Origin of the sequence: Isoptericola haloaureus, assembly GCF_036689775.1 — a bacterium.
In the GTDB taxonomy this organism is placed as follows: domain Bacteria; phylum Actinomycetota; class Actinomycetes; order Actinomycetales; family Cellulomonadaceae; genus Isoptericola; species Isoptericola haloaureus.
In genome coordinates this window covers 1-344 of record NZ_JBAGLP010000037.1, presented here as the reverse complement: position 1 = coordinate 344, position 344 = coordinate 1, and the positions used below count along the sequence as shown (strand labels likewise).

The following is a 344-nucleotide window of genomic DNA, read 5'->3' as shown; positions in this document are numbered from 1 at the left end:
GTCGGCACGGCGTCGACGACGATCGGCTCCGTCGACGGCTCCGAGGTGGGCTCCGTCGACGGCTCCGAGGTGGGCTCCGTCGACGGCTCCGTCGACGGCTCCGAGGTGGGCTCCGTCGACGGCTCCGTCGACGGCTCCGTGGTGGGCTCCGTCGACGGCTCCGTCGACGGCTCGGCGTGGGGGTCCGGCGCCGGCTCGGTCGCGGGCCTCACGGCGGCGGCGGGGCGGACGGGGACGCTCGAGCCGGGTCACCAAGGAGGCCAGCTCGGGGTCCGGGTGTCCGGCGGGCCGGAAGGCGCTGCGCCGATCGACCGCGAGGGTGATCGCACGAAGGGGGGGAAGGG

The 344-nt window shown here is 77.0% G+C and carries 1 protein-coding gene; it reads left to right on the top strand.

The features are described 5' to 3' along the window. The coding region (locus tag V5O49_RS00130) for a hypothetical protein (protein ID WP_332900451.1) at positions 1-344 on the top strand (344 nt) is incomplete at both ends.